This is a genomic window from Gordonia sp. PDNC005 (assembly GCF_016919385.1).
GTDB lineage: Bacteria > Actinomycetota > Actinomycetes > Mycobacteriales > Mycobacteriaceae > Gordonia.
In genome coordinates, this window is sequence record NZ_CP070351.1 from 807,346 (window position 1) to 824,038 (window position 16,693).

The 16,693-nt window shown below is 64.7% G+C and carries 17 protein-coding genes; 12 read left to right on the top strand and 5 right to left on the bottom strand.

Going from position 1 to position 16,693, the window contains the following annotated elements:
- Positions 1–432 precede the first annotated feature (432 nt).
- From JVX90_RS03950 to JVX90_RS03960, 3 genes are all read left to right on the top strand, one after another.
- Entirely contained in the window at positions 433–1,320 is an 888-nt protein-coding gene (locus JVX90_RS03950; RefSeq protein ID WP_240194048.1) for a hypothetical protein, read from the top strand.
- A 122-nt stretch (positions 1,321–1,442) separates the two neighbouring features.
- Positions 1,443–2,018 (top strand): sigma-70 family RNA polymerase sigma factor, encoded by a 576-nt coding sequence (locus JVX90_RS03955; RefSeq protein ID WP_205331145.1) that lies wholly within the window; start codon positions 1,443–1,445, stop codon positions 2,016–2,018.
- Positions 2,015–2,827, top strand: coding sequence for an anti-sigma-D factor RsdA (locus tag JVX90_RS03960; RefSeq protein WP_205331146.1), 813 nt, complete (start codon positions 2,015–2,017; stop codon positions 2,825–2,827). Before JVX90_RS03955 ends, JVX90_RS03960 begins: the two co-directional genes overlap by 4 nt.
- A gap of 174 nt (positions 2,828–3,001) precedes the next feature.
- Here the strand turns inward: JVX90_RS03960 and JVX90_RS03965 are convergent, their stop codons facing one another.
- Positions 3,002–3,391, bottom strand: coding sequence for a DUF5319 domain-containing protein (locus JVX90_RS03965; protein ID WP_205331147.1), 390 nt, complete (start codon positions 3,389–3,391; stop codon positions 3,002–3,004).
- 65 nt (positions 3,392–3,456) lie between these two features.
- Between JVX90_RS03965 and guaB the strand changes: the two genes are divergently transcribed.
- From guaB to JVX90_RS03990, 5 genes are all read left to right on the top strand, one after another.
- A complete protein-coding gene (gene guaB, locus JVX90_RS03970; RefSeq protein ID WP_008382074.1) occupies positions 3,457–4,968 on the top strand; it encodes an IMP dehydrogenase in 1,512 nt (503 codons plus the stop codon).
- A gap of 33 nt (positions 4,969–5,001) precedes the next feature.
- Positions 5,002–6,165, top strand: a complete 1,164-nt coding sequence (locus tag JVX90_RS03975; protein WP_205331148.1) for a GuaB3 family IMP dehydrogenase-related protein — start codon at positions 5,002–5,004, stop codon at positions 6,163–6,165.
- 213 nt (positions 6,166–6,378) lie between these two features.
- Positions 6,379–6,669 carry a DUF4287 domain-containing protein gene (locus JVX90_RS03980; RefSeq protein ID WP_205331149.1) on the top strand — a complete coding sequence of 97 codons (291 nt, stop codon included), beginning with the start codon at positions 6,379–6,381 and terminating at the stop codon, positions 6,667–6,669.
- Between the two features lie 50 nt (positions 6,670–6,719).
- Positions 6,720–8,450, top strand: coding sequence for a GMC family oxidoreductase (locus JVX90_RS03985; RefSeq protein WP_205331150.1), 1,731 nt, complete (start codon positions 6,720–6,722; stop codon positions 8,448–8,450).
- An 11-nt stretch (positions 8,451–8,461) separates the two neighbouring features.
- Entirely contained in the window at positions 8,462–8,800 is a 339-nt protein-coding gene (locus JVX90_RS03990; protein WP_205331151.1) for a DUF1801 domain-containing protein, read from the top strand.
- Between the two features lie 322 nt (positions 8,801–9,122).
- Here JVX90_RS03990 and JVX90_RS03995 read toward each other — a convergent pair whose 3' ends face one another.
- The 3 genes from JVX90_RS03995 to JVX90_RS04005 form a co-directional block, all read right to left on the bottom strand.
- Positions 9,123–9,719 (bottom strand): energy-coupling factor transporter transmembrane protein EcfT, encoded by a 597-nt coding sequence (locus tag JVX90_RS03995; protein ID WP_205331152.1) that lies wholly within the window; start codon positions 9,717–9,719, stop codon positions 9,123–9,125.
- 79 nt (positions 9,720–9,798) lie between these two features.
- The gene (locus JVX90_RS04000) at positions 9,799–10,485 is read right to left on the bottom strand and encodes an ABC transporter ATP-binding protein (RefSeq protein WP_205331153.1); all 687 of its coding nucleotides are present in this window, start codon (positions 10,483–10,485) and stop codon (positions 9,799–9,801) included.
- Positions 10,478–11,083 (bottom strand): biotin transporter BioY, encoded by a 606-nt coding sequence (locus tag JVX90_RS04005; RefSeq protein ID WP_205331154.1) that lies wholly within the window; start codon positions 11,081–11,083, stop codon positions 10,478–10,480. The genes JVX90_RS04000 and JVX90_RS04005 overlap by 8 nt, the downstream gene beginning before the upstream one ends.
- 87 nt (positions 11,084–11,170) lie before the next feature.
- Between JVX90_RS04005 and JVX90_RS04010 the strand changes: the two genes are divergently transcribed.
- Positions 11,171–11,893, top strand: coding sequence for an AAA family ATPase (locus JVX90_RS04010; protein ID WP_275889938.1), 723 nt, complete (start codon positions 11,171–11,173; stop codon positions 11,891–11,893).
- Between the two features lie 177 nt (positions 11,894–12,070).
- On the opposite strand, the gene JVX90_RS04015 is transcribed toward JVX90_RS04010, so the two are convergent.
- Entirely contained in the window at positions 12,071–12,901 is an 831-nt protein-coding gene (locus JVX90_RS04015) for a sigma-70 family RNA polymerase sigma factor (RefSeq protein ID WP_205331155.1), read from the bottom strand.
- A 115-nt stretch (positions 12,902–13,016) separates the two neighbouring features.
- Here JVX90_RS04015 and JVX90_RS04020 point away from each other — a divergent pair, with 115 nt between their 5' ends.
- From JVX90_RS04020 to JVX90_RS04030, 3 genes are all read left to right on the top strand, one after another.
- The gene (locus JVX90_RS04020) at positions 13,017–13,463 is read left to right on the top strand and encodes a carboxymuconolactone decarboxylase family protein (RefSeq protein WP_240194050.1); all 447 of its coding nucleotides are present in this window, start codon (positions 13,017–13,019) and stop codon (positions 13,461–13,463) included.
- Between the two features lie 278 nt (positions 13,464–13,741).
- Positions 13,742–14,275 (top strand): hypothetical protein, encoded by a 534-nt coding sequence (locus JVX90_RS04025; protein WP_205331157.1) that lies wholly within the window; start codon positions 13,742–13,744, stop codon positions 14,273–14,275.
- 170 nt (positions 14,276–14,445) lie between these two features.
- Positions 14,446–15,816, top strand: a complete 1,371-nt coding sequence (locus JVX90_RS04030; protein WP_205331158.1) for a serine/threonine-protein kinase — start codon at positions 14,446–14,448, stop codon at positions 15,814–15,816.
- Positions 15,817–16,693: the final 877 nt, after the last annotated feature.

Sequence of the window (16,693 nt, forward strand, 5' to 3'; positions counted from 1 at the left end):
TCCCTGACGTGATTCTCGTGCGACGCATTCTGCATCTGCCAGCAACGGTAGGGGGTTGATGAAAAGTGAGTCAAACCCCGATTCGCAGGCTTTTCGACACGTTCTCGACGTCGTTCGGTGAACAAACGGTGGTTCGCCTGCGATTGTCACGTACCCATGGAAAATGCAGTCCAGATCACAGCCGATCGGACATATCGTCTCTGCTACCTGGCCTTTTAGGGCTGGTGATGAGGGGCGTGAAGGTGGATCGGTAACCTCGACCAAGCGCATGCATCGGTCCATCAGGGTGTGACAAAGTGAATTGCAAACGAATGAACGGTTACCGATGATGGAATCCATCCACCATGTTGTCACTCGTTGTTACATGAAGTTAATTATCGGATGTCGCGGCATTCCTTCACTGCGCACACAACTCTTCTAGAAGGCGGTTCGATGCGGTTGGATGGTGAGCGGTGGGCGCGCGAGGCGTTTGGTGTCGACGATCTGGGGGTGGGCGCCCCGGAGGGGGCGGATCAGTGGGCGCGGGCGGTTGCGTTGGGCGCTGGTGGCCGTGCCGCCAACGCGCGGTCCGTTCTAGCGTCGCTCGATCCGCGGTCGCCGATCCTGCAGAGCCTCGCATCCTCCACGCGCGGATCTCTTGTCAGGCAGTCGGGCCGGCACTCTGACGCGCGGGTGGACGATGGCCGGGCATGTGCGACCGTCGTCTCGCGAAATGTGCACGCCACAGCGCGTACGACGTCGCATACGGCCGCGTGTCCGCTCAGGCGTGCACATTTCACGGACGGCGACGACCTGTGGGCGAGGGCGGCGTGGCTGGACGGGCTCATCGGCCTCGCCGCGGACAATCTGGGCATCGGCGCGTTCGAGGCGTCGCATCGTCTGCTCGGCCGCGTCGGCGACGAATTGGGGTCGATCCCGACGACCGGCGATGTGAATTGGATCACGATCCCGCGAGTGACGCTCCGGCATGCGTGGGTCCGAACCGAACACGCCCTGTACTCGGGAGACATCCCTGCGTCGTCTGTTTGGGCGACACGAGCGGACGAACTGGCTGCGGACTCGCCGTCGCCGCGCCATCGCATCAAAACCGACCTGATCGGCGCCGCCGTCGACTCTGCGAACGGCAGGCTCGACTCTGCCGTCGCCCGCGCGCACGATGTCGAAAAGCGCTGCGTAGATGGGAAACTGCTCCCACTTCAGTGGGCGGCCGCCACGATGCTGGCCGGCATCGACCCAGTTGACGTCGGCGCCTCGCGGCGTGCGTCGGATCTCCTCACATCGATGTCATTCCTCGGCATGTCATTTGCAACGGGTGCATGAACGGTGGTGTCGGATCGATACAGTGAACCGGTGGATCTCCGATGCCGCGGCACGTCGTCGCACCCGAATGCTCTGGAGAACTCGCCTTTGCCAATCCGTAACACTTCGAGACTCGATGGACGATGAAACTGACAGGTGATGCGTTGGGCCAGGCGGTCCAGGCGGCCGCCAACGGCGACCGCGATGCGCTGAGCTCAGTCCTCGAGAGTGTGCGTGAACCAGTTCTGCGCTACTGCCGGGGACGGATGGGTGCCGGTGAACGGCACTTGTTCTCCGCTGACGATGTGGCTCAGGAGGTGTTGATGGCTGTGATGACCGCGTTGCCCCGGTACCAAGACCAGGGTCGCCCGTTCATGGCATTTGTCTACGGCATCGCCTCCCACAAGGTCGCCGACGCGATGCGATCCGCATCTCGCATCAAGGCCGATCCCGTCGACGAGCTGCCCGAGACCGTCGACTTCGCGAACGGCCCCGAGCAGTCCGCACTCGAAGCGGACGCCGGCCGTCAGATGCGTCTGCTTCTCGAGCATCTGCCCGAGAAGCAGCGAGAGATCCTGGTACTCCGACTTGTTGTCGGTCTGTCCGCGGAGGAGACGGCCGACATGGTCGACTCCAGCCCGGGCGCCGTCCGAGTCGCACAGCACCGTGCGCTCTCGAAACTCAAGAAACTAGTGAATCAGGGAGGTGGGCGTCGATGAGCAACTGGCGAGAACCGCGTGATGCTGATTCCGGCCCCATCGATGTCGGAGCGGTCGGACGCGACGACACGTTCATCGACGATCTTGCGGCAGGACGGCCCACGCCGGTCGCCGACGACGTCGAATACGACCTTGCCGTGATGATCACGGCCTGGCGGTCGGACGCGTTGAGCGCGCCGATCCCCGCCGAGCCGACCCTCGCGCAGATCGACGACGCCATGAAGGTGCGGGAAGGACGCGGCTCGCTGTCGCGCCGCCTCCGGATCGTCTCCGGCGCCGCCGCGATCATGGCGGTCCTCGGTGCAGGTCTCATGGTCCTGTCCGAAGGTGCTGAGCCCGGCGATCCGCTCTGGGCCGTGAAGCAGGTCGTGTTCTCCGAGCAGGCCGAACAGACGCAGGCCAGGGTGAACGTCGAAGACAACCTTCGCGCCGCCGAAGCCGCGTTCCGTGCGGGCGATGAGGACAAGGCTCGCGATCTGATCAGCAAAGCCGAGGCGGATCTGGGTCCGGTCAACGACAAGGACATGGCGTCGAAGCTCCGTGACCAGATCAACGACCTGCGGGTGAGCGTCCCGAACCTGCCGACGGTGACGGTGCAGACGAGCCCGTCCGACCGTCCTGACGATCCGTCGGACACGACGAAGCCGGGGGAGCCGTCCGACACCGACGATCCGGATTCGCCTACGACGAGCCCGACGAAGCCGCCGACGTCGTCCAGCAAGCCGTCGACGTCGACGCAGCCGTCGAAGCCGCCGACTCGACCGAGTCTGCCGTCGTTCTCCTTCACGATCCCGATCCCGATCGGCTGACAACCGCACAGAACCCCGGGGGTTCGAAGATGAGGCCACCGCGCGAGCGCGGTGGCCTCATTCGTCTTGCGGTCCGTGCGCCTTGAGCGCCTTTCGTCTCGCAGGCCCGCTCAAGACCCGCGAAGCGAGTCGAAGGCCCCACTGCTCCTTGAGCGAGCGAAGCGAGTCGAAAGGTCAGATACGCGGTTCGTTGTACCGGAACACCGCGTCGGCGTAGCCGCGGCAGTAGTCCCACGTGACGTAGTCCTCAGGGTGAGGGTCGACGGCGGGCTCGTGCGGCCGTACGGTCCCGTCTACCAGGAGCTGCTTCAGGTTGGCGCGGAGCATGTCCCAGTCGTGATAGTGGTCCTCGTTGCAGTCTTCGCACACGACAACCAGCCCGAGCACACCGCGAGGCGCCAGCAGACGTTCGTACACGTCGAGGTCCGCGAGGTCCTCTTCGACGGCGAGACGTTCGCCGTCGTCCAATGGGATGCCCGGATCGAGTCCCTCGAGCGCCGCTGCGGGGTCACTCGGGTCGTCGGCGAAGGGGTCCGGCGGAAGTCCGGGGAATTGGTCATGCACACCTCCACCGTAGCCGATTGCCAGGCGGAAACTCGCCTGCGTCGGATACTCGGTACGATGGGGAAATGACGCAAGTTCGCACTGGTGGAGATGATCCCGGCAAAGTCGCAATGCTCGGTCTGACTTTCGATGACGTCCTGCTGCTTCCGGCGGCGTCTGAGGTGGTCCCTAATGCGGTCGACACGTCGTCGCAGCTGACCCGCGAGATCACTCTTCGTGTACCGCTGGTCTCCTCCGCGATGGACACCGTCACCGAGGCGCGCATGGCGATCGCGATGGCACGCGCAGGCGGTATGGGCGTGCTGCACCGCAACCTGTCGGTGGAGGCGCAGGCTGGAGCCGTCGAGACCGTCAAGCGGTCCGAAGCCGGCATGGTGACGAACCCGGTCACGGCACTGCCGACCGACACTCTCGCCGAGGTGGACGCCAAATGTGCGCGCTACCGAATCTCGGGTCTCCCCGTCGTGAACGAGTCGGGCGATCTGGTCGGCATCATCACCAACCGTGACATGCGGTTCGAGGTGGACCAGCAGCGCGCCGTCGCCGACGTCATGACGAAGTCGCCGCTGATCACCGCGCAGGAAGGTGTGTCCGCCGAGGCGGCACTCGGCCTGCTGCGTCGCCACAAGATCGAGAAGCTTCCGATCGTCGACGGCAACGGCAAGCTCACCGGCCTGATCACGGTCAAGGACTTCGTCAAGACCGAACAGCATCCCGACGCCACCAAGGACGCGGACGGTCGTCTGCTCGTCGGTGCGGCCGTAGGTGCGGGCGATGAGGCGTGGACTCGCGCGATGGCTCTTGCCGACGCCGGCGTCGACGTGCTCGTCGTCGACAGCGCACACGGCCATTCGCGCGGTGTGCTCGACATGATCGGCAAGCTCAAGGCGGAGATCGGCGGCCGTGTGCAGCTGATCGGCGGCAACGTCGCCACCCGCGGCGGTGCGCAGGCGCTCATCGAGGCCGGCGCAGACGCGGTCAAGGTCGGTGTCGGGCCGGGCTCGATCTGCACCACGCGTGTGGTCGCGGGCGTCGGAGCACCGCAGATCACCGCGATCCTCGAAGCGTGCGCCGTCGCGAAGGCCGCCGGTGTCCCGGTGATCGCCGACGGTGGACTCCAGTACTCGGGTGACGTCGCGAAGGCGCTGGCCGCCGGTGCCTCGACCGCGATGCTCGGTTCGCTCCTCGCCGGAACGGCTGAGTCGCCGGGTGAACTGATCCTCGTGAACGGCAAGCAGTTCAAGAGCTACCGCGGCATGGGTTCGCTCGGCGCGATGCAGGGACGCGGCCAGGGCAAGTCGTACTCCAAGGATCGCTACTTCCAGGACGACGTCCTCGCCGAGGACAAGCTCGTCCCCGAGGGCATCGAGGGGCGGGTGCCGTTCCGCGGTCCGCTCAACCAGGTGATCCACCAGCTGACCGGCGGCCTTCGTGCGGCGATGGGCTACACCGGTTCGCACACGATCGCCGAGCTGCAGGAAGCTCAGTTCGTGCAGATCACCGCGGCCGGACTCAAGGAGTCGCACCCGCACGACATCACCCTCACGGCCGAAGCGCCGAACTACACCACCCGCTGATCAGCGGTTTCACCCTCAAGAAAGGGCGCAACGTTGCGTGACCTCGTCGAGTTCGGCATGGGCCGGACGGCTCGTCGGACGTACGAACTGGAAGACATCTCGATCGTCCCGTCCCGCCGGACGCGCTCGTCGAAGAACGTGTCGACGGCCTGGCAGATCGACGCTTATCGGTTCGGCGCGCCGATCCTGAACCATCCGACCGATGCGCTCGGTTCGCCCGAGGCAGCGATCGAGATGGGTCGGCTCGGGGCACTCGGTGTGCTCGACGGCGAGGGCCTGTGGGCGCGCCACGAGAACGTCGAAGAGAAGATCGCCGAACTCGTCGACATCGCCGAGAACAACCCGGACCCGGCCGCAGCCGTCCGCCACCTGCAGAAGCTGCACTCGGCACCGATCAGCGACGACTTGCTCTCGGCTGCTGTCCGTCGGGTTCGCGACGCCGGTGTCACCACCGCCGTCCGTGTCAGCCCGCAGCACGCCGCCGAGCTCGCGCCGACCGTCATCGCGGCTGGTGCGGAGATCCTCGTCGTGCACGGCACGATCATCTCGGCCGAGCACGTCGTCCTCGTCGACCGCGGCGATGATGAGCTCGTCGCCGAGCCGCTCAACCTGAAGACGTTCATCTCCGACCTCGACATCCCGGTGATCGCAGGCGGCGTCCACGATCACCGAACCGCGCTGCACCTCATGCGGACCGGTGCCGCCGGTGTGATCGTCGGCTACGGCTCCGCCGAAGGCGCGACGACGACCGGCGAGGTGCTCGGCATCGGCGTCCCGATGGCGACCGCCATCGCCGACGCGGCCGCGGCACGTCGCGACTACCTCGACGAGACCGGCGGACGCTACGTCCACGTGATCGCCGACGGCGACATCCACACTTCGGGTGACCTCGCGAAGGCCATCGCCTGCGGTGCGGACGCCGCGGTGCTCGGCACTCCGCTCGCCGCCGCGTCGTCGGCGCCGGGCAAGGGCTGGTACTGGCCATCGGCTGCCGCCCACCCGGTGACCCCGCGCGGAGCGCTGCTGCAGGTGGCCGAGGAGTCGGAGCGGTCCTCGCTTGACGTCGTCCTCAACGGCCCGTCGGATGATCCGGACGGTCTCCTCAACTTCGTGGGCGGTCTCCGCCGCTCGATGGCGAAGGCCGGCTACTCCGACCTCAAGGAGTTCCAGAAGGTCGGACTCTCCGTCCGCGCCTGACTTTCACGCTGCATCCGAAGACGCTTCGACTCGCTCCGCTCGCTCAACGAGCAGGGAGAGTCGGAGCGTTCTTCTTCTCATTACTGCTCGTTCCACCAATTCTGCTCGTTGAGCGAGCGAAGCGAGTCGAAGCGACTTTCCCCAACACCGATCATTTTCCGCGACCGGCCTGGTCTATATCTGTGAGAAGCACACCGACCACAGGAGAACACCATGTCGTTCCAGGCGTACCTCGACGCAGTCGAGACCAAGACCGGACTCACCCCGCGACAGCTCGTCGAGAAGGCCACCGAGCAGGGGTTCGGCCCCGACACCAAGGCGGGCCCGATCCTGGAATGGCTGAAGAACGACTACAATCTCGGGCGGGGTCACGGGATGGCGATCGTCCACGTGATCACCAAGGGGCCCTCGATCAGCGCCAAGCACGTGGGGACCGGCGGGACGCACAGCGATGCGTCCGACACCCTGTGGTTGGACGGCGCCGCGTCCAACCCTCTCGGGTAAGGCTCGACTTACTATCGGGAATGTCACAATGATCATTAGTATGTTCGCTTATGCAGCAGACTGACTTCGACGTCCTCATCATCGGCTCGGGTTTCGGCGGCAGCGTGAGTGCGTTGCGCCTGGTCGAGAAGGGCTACCGGGTCGGCGTGATCGAAGCCGGTCGCCGTTTCGAGGATGATCAGTTCGCGAAGACCAGCTGGCGACTCAACAAGTTCGTGTGGGCGCCGAAGTTCGGTCTGATGGGCATCCAGCGTGTGCACGTCCTCAAGGACGTGATGATTCTGGCCGGTGCGGGCGTCGGTGGTGGTTCGCTCAACTACGCGAACACGCTGTACAAGCCGCCGACTCCGTTCTTCACCGATCCGCAGTGGAACCACATCACCGACTGGGAAGCCGAGCTCACCCCGCACTACGAGCAGGCGCGTCGGATGCTGGGCGTGGTCACCAACCCGACGGTCACGAACTCGGACTTGGTGATGAAGGAGATCGCCGAGGAGATGGGCGCGGCCGACACGTTCACCTCCACCCCCGTGGGTGTGTTCTTCGGCGCCAAGACCGGCGGAGAAGGTGCACCGGGGGAGAAGGTCGCCGATCCCTACTTCGGCGGCGCCGGACCCGAGCGCACCGCCTGCACCGAGTGCGGCGCGTGCATGACCGGTTGCCGCGTCGGCGCGAAGAACACACTGCTCAAGAACTACCTCGGCCTCGCTGAGCGCAACGGTGCAACGATCGTCGACCGGACCACCGTCGACCGTCTGGAGCAGCGTTCGGACGGGTCGTGGATCGTGTCGACGCACGGGTCGTCCTCGTGGGGTCCGTTCGGTGCGCGTCGTCGTCAGTTCACGGCGGGACAGGTGATCGTCGCCGCGGGCACGTTCAACACGCAGAAGATCATGCACAAGGCCAAGGGCTCGACGCTGCCGAAGGTGTCGGACTCGATGGGTGTTCTGACCCGCACGAACTCCGAGGCGATCCTCGGCGCGCAGGCGCGGTCGGTCGACCCGGCGAACAACTTCTCCGAGGGCGTCGCGATCACGTCGTCGTTCCATCCGACCCCGAACACGCACATCGAGCCGGTCCGCTACGGCAAGGGCAGTAACGCGATGGGCCTGCTGCAGACCGCTCTCACCGACGGCGGCAGCATCGCGAACCGCTTCGGTCAGTTCCTGAAGCAGATCGTGACGAACCCGTTGCTGCTGGTCCGCCTGCTGATGGTGCGCAAGTGGAGTGAGCGCACCGTCATCGCGCTGGTGATGCAGAACAACAACAACTCGCTGACGACGTTTGTGCGCAAGCGCGGCCCGTTCAAGTACATCACCACCAAGCAGGGCATCGGCGAGCCGAACCCGACCTGGATCCCCGAGGGCAATGAGGCGACGCGTCGGATGGCAGACAAGATGAAGGGCGGCATCGCAGGCGGCACGTGGGGCGACATCGCGAACATGCCGATGACCGCGCACTACCTCGGTGGATGTGTCATCTCCGACGACCCCGCCACCGGCGTCATCGACCCGTACCACCGCGTGTGGAACTACCCGACGCTGCACATCACCGACGGCGCGGCGATCACCGCGAACCTCGGTGTGAACCCGTCGCTCTCGATTTCGGCGCAGGCCGAGCGCGCGATCTCGCTGTGGCCCAATAAGGGTGAGGCCGACACGCGTCCCGAGCAGGGTGCCGCGTACGAGCGGCTGGCGCCCGTCGCACCGGTGAGCCCGGTTGTCCCGGCGAACGCACCGGGCGCCCTGCGTCTCTCGATCACACCCGTCTCGAAGGACTAGAGTCGGTCGCTATGAGCGACTGGCGGGAAGACCGCGTCCAGCACATCCGCGAGCTGATCAACCGCGCCGAGCCCGACATCGTCGAGGAGATCAAGTGGGTGAAGCCGTCCAACCCGGGCGGCGTCCCCACCTTCTCGATCGACGGCCTCGTCTGCACTGTCGAGACGTACAAGGACAAGGTGAAGGTGACGTTCGCCAAGGGCGCGTCGCTCCCTGATCCGGAGAAGGTGTTCAACGCGAGCCTCGACGCCGGCACCCGCCGCGCCGTCGACACCCGCGAAACCGATGCCTTCAACGACGACGCCTTTGTCGACCTCATCCGCGCCGCCGTCTCGCTGAATCGTTCGTAGGTTCTCGGGTTCTCGGGTTCTCCGGTCCGGGCTCGGGCGTGGAGCCGTGGGCTTTCCGTCACCCATTTCCGACACGGCGTCGGCATTCCGTCACCTTCTTGCGAGGTGAAGTGACAAAAAGTCCGGCCCGTGACGTCAATGGGTGACGGAACGCGGTGGGGCGTCGCCCTGTACCTGTTGCGAGCGCCCGTGCTGCTTGCCGTCTTTCGATCACCCATTTCGGACGCAGTGTCGGTACTCCGTGACCTATCTGGATGTGGAGTGACGGAAAGTTCGGTCTGTGACGCTATCGGGTGACGGAACGCCGAGCAGAGGAGTCGGTTCAGTCGAGTCCGCGGGCGGCGAGGGTGTCTGCGAAGCCGTCTGCCGTCTGCAGCGTCGCGAGAATCACCGGTGCGAAGAGGATGCGGGGGCCGGGGCGGAGGCCTCGGGCACGACGTGCCTCGTCCACCTGCGAGAACACCTCCGCGATCAGCGGAATGCTGCGGATCGTCAACGCGAAGGCCATCGCGATCAGATCAACGCGGACGCCGAGTCGGGCGAGCGGCGACATCGCGCGCACCAGTGCGTCGAGGATGTCCGCGGTGCGTGTCGTCAGCGTGACTACAGCTGCGAGCGACGCCGACGCGAGAAGGATCGAACACACGACGACTGCCCGCTGCCAATCGGTGATGATCAGCTGGAACACGAACAGTGCAGCGAGCATCCAGACCACACCCCGGACCTGCATCCACACCACGCGGAGCGGTACCCATGCGACGACGAACATCGCCGTCGAGACGCCGATCGCGATACCCGCGGCGACCGGCGTTCGGACCACGAACGTCATGACGATGATCGACGCCGCCAGCAACAGGAACTTCAGCCCCGCCGGTAGTCGATGAAGCACCGAACGCCCGGGAACGTAGACGCCGATCACGACGTGGCCCCGACTGGTGTTTCGTGCGGGTTCAGCCTGCTGGACGTTGAGCGTGCGGAGCGAGTCGAAGCGTCTGTCGTCACGACATCGACTTCCGGTAGTACGCGAGCGCCGAGGCTGGTTCGTCGTCGGCCACTACCCGGCCGTCGTCGATCACGAGGATGCGGTCGTAGTCGGTGAGGATGTCGAGGTCGTGCGAGAGGACGATCAGTTGTTCGTCGAGTCCGGCGAACACGTCGCGCAGCATGAGAGTGTTCCGGAGGTCGAGCATCGTCGTCGGTTCGTCGGCGACGAGGACCGACGGTCCGAGAACCATCACTGACGCGAGCGCGAGAAGTTGTTTCTGCCCGCCGGATAGCTGATGTGCCGGTTGGTCGGCGTGGCCGTCCAACCTGAAGTCGGCGAGTACCTGCAGCGCCCTGGAGTGGCGGATCGCCTTGTCTTTGACGCTCCGCGACAGGGACAGTTCGATGTCTTCGACGACGGTCGGCATGATGATCTGTCGGTCCGGGTCGCTGAAGATGAATCCGACGTCGCGTCGGACCTGCCGTTTTTTCTTGCGTACGTCGCGGCCGTTGACCGCCACAGTGCCGCGGTCGGGGAGGATCAGCCCGTTGATCATGCGGGCCAGGGTCGACTTCCCGGACCCGTTGGCTCCGACGATGCCGATCCGACGCTGCGTCAGGTCGAGATCGATGCCGCGGAGAACATGACGGTCGCCGAACGAATGCTCGATGCCGTCGAAGACGATCGACGTGTCAGGCATTCTTCATGCGGCGCAGGGGAGTGATCAACCCTGGGCGTCCACGGTGGACGGGAGCCGCGACGAGCGCAGCGATCGTGGCTTTGATGGCGTCGCCCGCGAGGAACGGCCCGTTGGTCTTGATGGCCGCGAGCAGGGACATGTCGGTCTTCAGGAGCAGGCCGATGATCCCGAAGGCGTACACCACCGCTACGCCGCCGACGATGTTGAAGACGATGCCCGCGAACACGTTGTACCGGGGCATGAGATATGCCGTGAGCAGGCCGATCACCAGGACTCCGGGCAGGAACCCGATGAAGTAGCCCGCGGTCGGTGAGCTCAGTGCGACGAGTCCGGTGCGTCCGCCGGACAGGATCGGGAGTCCGGCGATCGCGAGGACCATGAAGATGAACACCGCGAGTGTGCCCTTCTTCGGTCCGAGCACTGCGCCGGCGAGCATCACGCCGAGTGACTGCAGGGTGATCGGCACGCCCGATGCGAGGTTGATCTGGCCGGGGAGGCCGAGGACGGCGATCAGCGCAGCGAAGACGGCGGCCTGCGCGAGGTCGGGCATCGAGAGCGCCCAGGGGCGGGAGGCGGGAGCCTTGGAGAGGTCGGTCACACGTCTATCGTATTCGGGCGGCCTCGCAGTACATCTACCGGGCCTGTACGTCGTACAGGATTGGCGTGATCGGTCTACAGGCAACGTGTGGGGTTACGGACCTTCGCCGGCTTGATTCTCGAAGAGCGAGACTCCTCACAAGCGCCACCCGGTACACGATCAACCGGGTACAGGTCCGCCGGAGGAGAATCTGTTGACAGGAGTCAGTCGGTCGAAGAAGACTTGTCCGTTGGCCAAGTGCCGCGGACACTACCGGAGGGGCTCCTGATGGATGGAAACGTGATCATTCTGACTGGTCCGCCGGGATCGGGAAAGAGCACTGTCGCAAGCTCGCTCGCCCGAAACTTCGCGCAAGGTGTGCATCTGCATGCTGACGACTTCTGGCACTACATAGTTGCCGGAGCAATCCCTCCGTTCGATCCAGCATCCGCTGCTCAGAACCAGACAGTCATGGATGTCATCGCCGGAGCTGCTATCCGCTACGCAGCAGGAGGATTCACGACCGTGCTCGACGGTATCGTCGGCCCGTGGATGCTCCACCACTTCCGCGACCGCACGTTAGACATTGCCGTCCACTACGTGGTGCTCCGACCCAGCCGAGACGTTGCATTGACGCGGGCTCAGTCGCGCACTTCACCTGATGCGCTCGTCGACGAGCAGCCAGTCCTTGCGATGTGGGACCAGTTCGCGTCCATCGGGGAGTTCGAGCCGAACGTGCTTGACACATCGACAGACGACACCCGCCGCACCATCGAACGCGTCATGCATGCCGTTGCTACCAATACGTTCCGCCTCGATGCCAGACCCTAACGGGGCCCCAAGGCGCACCGTCACCCGGTATCAACATCGTCGCCCGCAATGCAGAAACTCGGACGCCCCCGGCTCGCGCGGGCCAACGCCTCACCGCGCGAGTCATGAGAATTGGGTCCGGTCTTTCGCTGCTTCCTGGCCGTACGTGAAGTCGGTGACCAACAGCGAAGGTCTCAGTCACTCAACCGGAGTGACATCAACGATGGCTAGTTCATCGGCCCGCAGCACAGAATCGATCGCCGCAATCGTGCCATCGGCGGCGAACGTGATGTCCATGACGAGGTACAGGGATCCGGGAGTGCCAGACGGGTGCGGCACCATGACGCCGATCCGGCCGTCGACGAGGACGGCCACCGCGGTCTTTGCCCGGAACATGAATGCTTCGGCGATCGCGGGTGCGCCGCTGACGAGTTCGAGCGGCTTGTCGTCGGTGTAGGTGCGGAAGACCGCGTCGGGGTCGAGGAGTTCAACGAGGGCTGTGAAGTCCCCGTCGCGCGAGGCTGAGAGGAACGCGGTCACGGCCTTCGCGCGACGGGATTCGGCCGTCGGCGGCTGGCCGGAGACCCGCTTGCGGGCGCGACTGGCGACCTGCCGTGTCGCCGCGGGCGACTTCCCAAGAATCGATGCGACGTCGTCGAACGGCAGGCCGAATATGTCGTGCAGAACGAACGCGACACGCTCGGCCGGGTTGAGACTGTCGACGACAGCGCCCAGAGCGGATCCGAGAGCGTCGGCGAGTTGAGCCTCGTCGCCCGGGCCGGCTTGGAGGTCGACCGGCTCAACAGTGTTGATCGGCGCGGTGTCGCGTCGTGCCCTCAACATGTCGAGGCAGATGCGGGAGACGACGGTCGTGAGCCATGCCGTCGGATTGTCGATCTCGTCGTCCACACTCGCGGTCCGAAGCCACGCCTCCTGTACGGCTTCCTCTGCGTCCGTGGGCGATCCGAGGATCCGAGTCGCCACGGAGAGCAGTCGTGGGCGGGCGGATTCGAAGTCGTTGATCTGCATGTGTCACATCCTTGTCGGTTGATCCGTCATATGTGTGACGGAGCAAAAGCTTCGTGTGTGACACCCCGGCGACACTGCCGACCTCGATGCAAGGAGAACCACCGTGAACGCTCGGATGACCAACCCCGTGATGCTGCTGCCCGGCCTGTTCAACGGGATGAACGAGATCGGAAAGGCGATCGCTGCGACCGGTGTGCCGCAAGACCTGTGCGAGATGGTGAACATGCGCGCCAGCCAGATCAACGGCTGCTCGACATGCATGGACGGACACTGGCGGATCGCCCGCAAGCTCGGCGTCAGCGACGAGAAGCTGTTCGCGGTCGGCGCCTGGCACGACATGCCGTACTTCTCCGACGCCGAGCGCATCGCGTTGGAGATGACCGACGAACTCACCCGCCTCGCCGACAACCCGACGGTCGTCTCCGACGACCTGTGGGACCGGGCGGCCGACGAGTTCGACGAAGCTCAGCTCGCCGCGCTTGTCGTCGCGATCGCGAACATCAACATGTACAACCGCATCAACCACGCAACCCGTCAGGTCGGGGGTTCGTGGAAGCCGTGAACTTCTCGGAATGCTCCTCGGCGAGGCGCGTCGATGTGCGGAGGTCGGCAGTCTCCGGGTGAAGGAGGAAGTTCCGGGCGATACTCACACCGTGAGTCAGACGGGTGCCTGGCGATTGGTGTTCCGTCGGGCGGTCGGCATCCCTAGGCGATGAACCCGACGGAGTGGTCGTTGGTCGTAGTCGGCACCGTAGCGCCGACCTACGGCAGATTCAGTGGTAGACACAACTGCCGGTCGTACTCATTCGTACCGGATTCGACCGACCATTTGGAGCGACCGTGGAGCACACACTGGCCCTGGGCGATCCGCGATGGGCGACGCTGACCCACCGCGCAGGAGTCGGACCGACAGATGAGATCGACATCGCGGCCGAACTCACGGCGCTTCTCGCAGATCCGACCGATGACGAGCGCATCCAGGATCTCTGGCCGTACCTGGCGTCGGAGGGGTCGACGTGGGATTCCGCGTACGCCGCTCTTCCGTACCTGGTCGAGATCATTGCGCGACGGGTCCCAACGAACCGCGGCGAACTGCTTAGCGTCGTCGGGATCATCCTCACGGGAGGGTCTGACGATAACGTGCCCGCGGACCTCGAGGTCGGCTACCGCGCGTCCCTCGCTGCGGTGTATCCCTTTCTCGGCGAAGCGATCCCGTTCATCACGCCAGCTGACCTGCCGTGGGTTCTCGGCACTATCGCGGCTCTTCGCGGAAACCGGGAACTAGCGGAAGTGCTCCAGGAACCCGAGTCTCTCGACGCGACGTGCGACGAATGTGGTGCCGACGTTCACGTAGAGGTGCCGGGATTGTCGTGAGGTCAGCAGTTCGCATCCGATTCTCCAAGAGCACGCGCCGACTCACGTCGTCGGGTGACCGTATGGACGGCGTCGGACAATTGGCGTGTGCTTAGTCGCCAGTGTCCTTCGACCGGATGGACTCGCGGGGCCGGCTTCCTTCTCAGAGAGAAGCCGGTCAGACTCTTTCGGTGGACTTCACGGAGATCGCCGGGTATCGCATCGTTCGCAAACTCGGCGCGGGCGGGATGGGACAAGTCTTCCTCGCGGAGCACCCGCGACTGCCGCGTATGGATGCGCTCAAGCTCCTAGACGCGGGAGTGACGCGCAGCGACGACTTCAAAGCACGGTTCGTGCGCGAGGCGGACATGCTCGCGAAACTCAGTCACACGAACATCGTCACGCCCTACGACCGAGGCGAGTTCGATGGACGACTCTGGATCGCGATGGAGTACGTCGACGGGACTGACGCCGCCGAGCTCGTGAAGGAGCGGGGGCCGCTCGACGTCGATCTTGCCCTGCGACTCGTCGACGGTGCCGGAGCAGCACTGGACTACGTGTGGCGTAAGGAACGGGTCACGCATCGCGACGTCAAACCGGCGAACATCCTGGTCGGCATCGACGATGGACAGGTCGAGTCGGTGAAGCTCGCCGACTTCGGAATCGCCAAAGCCGTCGGCGAGGGGACGGCACTGACGTCGACCGGAATGACGGTCGGCACGATGCAGTATGTGTCGCCGGAAGCGATCGAGGGCCACGACCTCGACAATCGTGCAGATGTCTATTCCCTCGCCTGCACTGCGTTCCACCTGCTTGCCGGCCATCCTCCGTTCGACGGTCCTTCGATCACGGCTCTGCAGTCGGCGCACCTCACCAAGGCCCCGCCGCGGATCAACGAGGTGGCACCGCACCTGCCGGCTGCTTTAGACAGCGTCTTCGCTCGTGCCCTCGCCAAGAATCCGAACGATCGATACTCGACGTGCGCCGACCTTGTGGGCGCACTGCGGAACGCACTGAGCGGGATAGCGGAGCCTGCGTACGCGGGGACCATCTCAGCGCCGGTCATGCCTGCCCCAACCGCCGTTCAGAAACGCCGAACGACTGTATTGGCCGCAGCGGCAACGCTGTTGGCGATCGCAGTGGTGGCGGGCGCGGGGTATGCGGCCTTCCAGGCTCGAGGAAGCAGTGACGATGTTGCCGTCCCGGCAACGTCCGCCAGTCGGACGCAGACGACGACGGCGTCGCGCGTAACCACGACAACGACGGTGGTCCCGGAGCCAACCTGGACTCCGGAAGTGACAGTCGAAACGACGACAGAGACACCCGTTCCGTACGAGGGGATGCCGTGCTCTTCGGCTGAGTTCAACACCGAGAATGCCGACGGAACTCTGTACTGCAGTGCCCTGGAGGGGGCGTGGACAGACAAGACGCACCAGAGTCGAGGCGCTGTGGAGCAGGGGTCCGAATGCTCTGAGCCGGGCACGCGAGCTCGAATCTCGCGGACAGAAGCGATCGCCACCTGCAGCCCAGACTCGTCGGGTGGATACTCCTGGCAGTACTGATCAGCGTCGCATTCGACACAAGTGAGGGCGCACAGATGATTGGGCGAGTCTAGAAGACGAGGGCTTGATGAAGAGCGAGGTAGGCAAAGGTGTCAACCATGCCGGACACCGGATCCGGGAATCCCTGACGGAATGAGTCTGATCCACTGTCGTGTTGGAGTCGCTTTCGCCGTGGTGCGGCCGGGTATGCGGCCACGGAACGCGTCGCTGCAATTATCGCAGAATCGCTTGGGCTGACCGACGGTCCAGCACTTCTTACGGCAGTTTTGGCACGTGAACTCGATTCGGTGAGCGAGCGGGCGAGCTGTGCGCCGCCGACGGCGCGGGCCCGCTGCTGGCTGAACGACGACGATCGGCGTTGTAGGTGACGACTTCTTCTTGGTTTTGCGTTTCGGCTGTTCCCACAGGGCATCACGTTTAGTGATGAGGTCCGCCAGGCGCCGTCGAGCACCGTCGTTGAGCTCGTTCGGCAGACCGCGCGAGCGGATGGCCACAATCTGGGTGCAGAGGTTTCGATACTGCGCGTGACGCGGATGTGCGGGGTCGGTCAACGGTATCGACATGGACTTCTCCTTCGGGCCGCTGTGAGCGATGAATCGGACGATATGCGACACCACTGACAATTCTCGATCTATTCGACTCGTTCGGCAGAAGTTCAGTGGTCGCCCTGTACGGTGCCGACGTCCGGCAACTCGCGCGCACCCAGTTGTCACTGTCCTACGTTCGGAGGTACTCGCGGCGCCTGCTTCCGTTGTGATGAGAACCCGGTCAGACTCTTTCAGTGGACTTCACGGAGATCGCCGAATATCGCATCGTTCGCCAACTCGGCGCGGCCGGATGTTCGATCTCGAACGCCGGATCGCCGGCGCGCAGTTTC